Below are 4002 nucleotides of genomic sequence, written 5' to 3'. Positions count from 1 at the left end.
ATGATAGAGTACAGAGAGATTGGTGCGAGCCCCTTCATGCCTCAGTCCAAACCTGACAAATCGCCCCTCCGCAAATTCCTGGAAGCCCTGATGCTGGTGTTTGGCGCAGTCATGTTCCTGGGCTTCTCCTTTGGCCCGATACTGCAGGCACTGGGGCCTTCTGACTCGGCAGACACCGCCAATTTGGTTACCGAGCAACTGCGGGCCCAGGCGGACGGCTACCGGGCCGTGCTGGAACGGGAGCCGGATAACCCCATTGCCCTGCGGGGGTTAATTGACACGCAACTGCAGCTCAACGAGCCGCAAGGGGCCATTGAGCCGCTGAAGAAGCTGGTGGAACTGGAGCCGGAAAATCGGCAACTGCGAGCTTTTTTGGCTCAAATTCAGCGGGAGACAGGAGATCTGGAAGGAGCGCTGGAGCAGCTTCAAGCTCTCTACAAAAAGGATCCCAAAGATGGCCAAGTTCTGCAGGAGCTGGCCGATGTTCAACTAGTTCTGGGCCGCACTTCTGAAGCCATTGACCTGCTGGAGAACTATCTGAAGGAAGTACCGGAAGATAGCGATGTCCGGCTGCGCTTAGCTTTTATCTACGCCCGCAACAACCAGACGGGAAAAGCGGTGGCCCTTTATGATGAGATGATTGCAGCGGATCCCAGCGATTTTGCCCCGGTATTGGGCAAGGCAATAGCCCTCAGCTCTGCTGCCGATGCCGACCTACGGGCACAGGCCCCTGATCTGTTTGAGCAAGCGGCCCGCCTGGCCCCGCCCAAGGTGCGGGAGGAAATCCGGCAACAGGCGCAGCTCTACGCCCAAAGAAACCAGCCCCAGGCTGTTGAGAACCAGGAGACTAGCCCCTAGAGGATTTCGACTTGAGGATGCGGTAAGCTCTCCCCTTTAGGACTCAGAGACCTCCTTGAGAGCCGCTTCCACCGACGGATAAATCTCAAAAAGAGAATCCAGATGGGTAACCTTGAGAACCAGCTTGGCTTGTTCTCCTAAGCCGCAGAGCTTGAGATGACAGCCGGCGGGAGTACAGGTGCGTCTTGCCCACACCAAAGCCGACACCCCCATGCTGTCGATCAGCGTAACCTGGCTTAGATCCAGTAAGAGGTGTTTGGGTTTCTCGGCGAGAATTTGGCTCAGCTCTTTCCGCACCAAAGCGGGATCCAGCTTTCCTGCCGGAAGCTTGACCAGGGTGACAAGGGATCCCTTGGGGCCGAGCTGGGTGGAAACATCCACAAAGGGCTGAGAAAGTCAAGGTCGGGAGCCACATTGATTCTGAACCAAAGTCGCCGGGTTGGGTTCCGCCGGGCAACTTTTGTTTGATTTGTTTGAGGTGGGAAGGTAGCTCCAATGGATACGCACGGGATCCCGATGGGGGATGCGGCTGCCCTGATTTTGCTGGCCCTGCAGCTGCCAATGGTGGCGGTGTTGCTGGCGCGGCTGCTGCCGTCTTTGCGGCGCCCTTCCCCTCTGCCCCCTGGCCAAGCGGGGATCCCCTTCCCGCCGGGCCTGGTCAGCGTCCTACTGCCCACCCTCAACGAAGCCAAGCGCCTGGATCCCTGCCTGGAAGGGCTGCACCGCCAGGGAGCGGTTGTGCGCGAGGTGCTGGTGGTGGATAGCCGCTCCCAGGATGGCACCCGCGAGAAAGTGCTGCAGATGGCCGAGCGGGATCCCCGCTTTCGCCTCTTGACCGACGATCCCCTGCCCAGTGGCTGGGTAGGTCGTCCCTGGGCGTTGCACTATGGATTTCTCCAGTCGGATCCCGCCTCTGAGTGGATCCTGGGTATTGATGCCGATACCCGCCCCCAGCCAGGCCTGGTAGAGCGCTTGCTGGAAACTGCCCAGGCCAACCAGCTGGATCTCATCACCCTGGCGCCGCAGTTTATCTTGGAGCACTGGGGAGAAGCTTGGCTGCAGCCAGCTCTTTTGGTAACCCTGATCTACCGCTATGGGGCGGCAGGGGACACGGCTGCTCTGCCGGAGCGGACGATGGCCAATGGGCAGTGCATGTTGGTGCGCCGCTCGGTGCTGGAAGCCATGAACGGCTACACGCTGGCGCGGGCCTCCTTTTGCGACGACGTCACCCTGGTGCGGCAGATCGCGGCAGCCGGCTTTAAGGTAGCTTTTTGCGACGGTCGGCACCTGCTCAAGGTGCGCATGTACACGTCTTTGGCTGAAACCTGGCGGGAGTGGGGCCGCTCCCTGGATTTGAAAGACGCCACTCCCAAGGCTCAACTGTGGGGGGATATCGCCCTACTGGTGCTTACCCAAGGGATCCCAGTCTTGGCAGTTGGGGGGCTGGGGATCAAGGCCGGGATGGGGTTGCCCTTTTCCCTAACAGAGCAGGTTCTGTTGGGGCTAAACTTAGGCCTACTCGCCCTGCGCTTGGGCGTGCTGGTAGGCATTCGCAGCTCCTACCAGGATCCCCCCTGGACATTCTGGGCTTCGCCGCTGGCGGATCCCTTGGCTGTCCTGCGGGTGATCTTGTCAGCCCTCAGTCGCCCCCGCTCTTGGCGCGGGCGCACCTACTAGTCTGTTGCCTCAGGAGCGACGCCGAAGCGCAGCGGAGCAGCAGCAGGGGCAGGCGCCTGTTGGGTGGCATTCAAATAAGGCAACCCCTGCTCCAGTAAGCATAGCTGCACCGTTCTTTCAACAGGGTAGTTTGTGATCACTAGCTCCGTAATTTTTCCTCGCTTTGCCCCCTTGCAGTTGATAGCCCGATTTGCTTGAACCTCATCAACGGCAAAGAAGGGCATAGCGTACAAAGAGCGAATGATTGCAGTGTCAGAATTAGAAAGCGTGATGTACACGTTATTCTTGCTCAAGTCAATGCAAATATCTCGTAGTCGCTCTTGATCCTTTAAGGTGAAGCCGTTGGCATGATAGGAAGTAAAGTTTGATGTTTGCGAGACAGGAACATAAGGTGGGTCGAAATACACCCAGTCGCCTGGCTTGGCTCTCTCGACAACTGTCTCAAATGGCAGGCACAAAATTTCAACATGTTGTAGGGCAAGGGATGCGGCTAAAAGATTATCTTTGTCCAGATACTTTGGAGCTTTATATCGTCCAAAAGGAACATTAAACCTTCCCTGCCGATTGACGCGATACAAACCATTGTAGCCTGTCTTGTTTAGGTAAATCATGCGCGCAGCTCGTTCTACAAGACTCATTGACCAAGGATCTTTCTCTCGAATCTGGTAATAAAAATTTTTATCGTATGGAAATTCGGAAAGTAGTTGAATAACTTCCCAAACATGATCGCGAATAGCCAGGTAAGTATCTATCAACTCAGCGTTAATATCAGAAAGAATCGCTTGTTTAATCTTGCGTTCTCTGTACAGGCGAAAGAAAAGTGCACCACTCCCAACAAAAGGCTCGTGGTAAGTGTTGAAATAGACCGGCATCCGCTCCAATAGGGCGTCTGTCAGTTGTGTCTTGCCGCCAGCCCATTTTAGAAAGGGTCGCGGAAGAAGCAAATCACTCATGTTACAATCCAAAATACAAACGTAGCCAATCTTCTAGATCGCTAAACCAAACCACTTTCCCTGTAGACATCAGGTATCCTTGCATGTTTTTTGAGAACCCTTCGCCATCAATCACCACGATCCCTGGAATAGGCCAGTGCTCCATATCTTGAATAGTTGCAGGGATCTTCTCTTCTGCTGTACCTGACGTCGCCTGAAACTTACACTCTACTCCTAGTCGTTTGCCGCTTTTCTCATCGCTAATGACCACATCAATATAGCGCTGTTGCCCCCACAGCCTTCGTGCTGCTTTGACTCTTGCTTGTGTCTTCAATCCAAGAGATTGTGCTAGAGCAACAACTCGCTGCTCCAATTTGTCACCACTTTTAGGTGCTGTTCCTTTTCCTGGCATTGGGAAAACTCCTCACAGACAAGATGAATTGATCAGTAGTAAAGAAGTCCTCACTGTCCTACCCTTGATGACATGATAGCCAACTACTCCTCTCAAGGAAATAGATCCAATCACAATATGCTT

At 54.9% G+C, this 4002-nt stretch carries 5 protein-coding genes; 2 read left to right on the top strand and 3 right to left on the bottom strand.

Annotation, left to right across the window (positions count from 1 at the left end; translation table 11 throughout):
• The first annotated feature begins 36 nt into the window (after window positions 1-36).
• Complete coding sequence (locus tag NW852_RS12320) at window positions 37-858, top strand: tetratricopeptide repeat protein (protein ID WP_414371160.1); 822 nt, start codon at window positions 37-39, stop codon at window positions 856-858.
• A 36-nt stretch (window positions 859-894) separates the two neighbouring features.
• Here the strand turns inward: NW852_RS12320 and NW852_RS12315 are convergent, their stop codons facing one another.
• On the bottom strand, window positions 895-1239 hold the full coding sequence (locus NW852_RS12315) for an STAS domain-containing protein (RefSeq protein WP_414426789.1): 345 nt from the start codon (window positions 1237-1239) through the stop codon (window positions 895-897).
• Between the two features lie 114 nt (window positions 1240-1353).
• Between NW852_RS12315 and NW852_RS12310 the strand changes: the two genes are divergently transcribed.
• Window positions 1354-2535, top strand: a complete 1182-nt coding sequence (locus NW852_RS12310) for a glycosyltransferase family 2 protein (protein ID WP_414371164.1) — start codon at window positions 1354-1356, stop codon at window positions 2533-2535.
• Here the strand turns inward: NW852_RS12310 and NW852_RS12305 are convergent.
• Both NW852_RS12305 and NW852_RS12300 read right to left on the bottom strand, forming a co-directional pair.
• Complete coding sequence (locus tag NW852_RS12305; protein WP_414371166.1) at window positions 2532-3488, bottom strand: DNA adenine methylase; 957 nt, start codon at window positions 3486-3488, stop codon at window positions 2532-2534. The two genes, NW852_RS12310 and NW852_RS12305, sit on opposite strands and share 4 nt — an antisense overlap.
• A 1-nt stretch (window position 3489) precedes the next feature.
• Window positions 3490-3879, bottom strand: coding sequence for a PD-(D/E)XK nuclease superfamily protein (locus NW852_RS12300; protein ID WP_414348152.1), 390 nt, complete (start codon window positions 3877-3879; stop codon window positions 3490-3492).
• Window positions 3880-4002 lie beyond the last annotated feature (123 nt).

The sequence above is a fragment of the Synechococcus sp. H60.1 genome, assembly GCF_047462335.1.
Lineage (GTDB): Bacteria > Cyanobacteriota > Cyanobacteriia > Thermostichales > Thermostichaceae > Thermostichus.
Note: the sequence above shows the minus strand (reverse complement) of the source record. Positions and strands in the feature narration are given on the sequence as shown.

Excerpts from the sequence above, each read along its gene's own strand:
- NW852_RS12305 (WP_414371166.1), bottom strand. The coding sequence starts at position 3,488 with ATGAGTGATTTGCTTCTTCCGCGACCCTTTCTAAAATGGGCTGGCGGC.
- NW852_RS12310 (WP_414371164.1), top strand. The coding sequence starts at position 1,354 with ATGGATACGCACGGGATCCCGATGGGGGATGCGGCTGCCCTGATTTTG.
- NW852_RS12320 (WP_414371160.1), top strand. The coding sequence starts at position 37 with ATGCCTCAGTCCAAACCTGACAAATCGCCCCTCCGCAAATTCCTGGAA.
- NW852_RS12300 (WP_414348152.1), bottom strand. The coding sequence starts at position 3,879 with ATGCCAGGAAAAGGAACAGCACCTAAAAGTGGTGACAAATTGGAGCAG.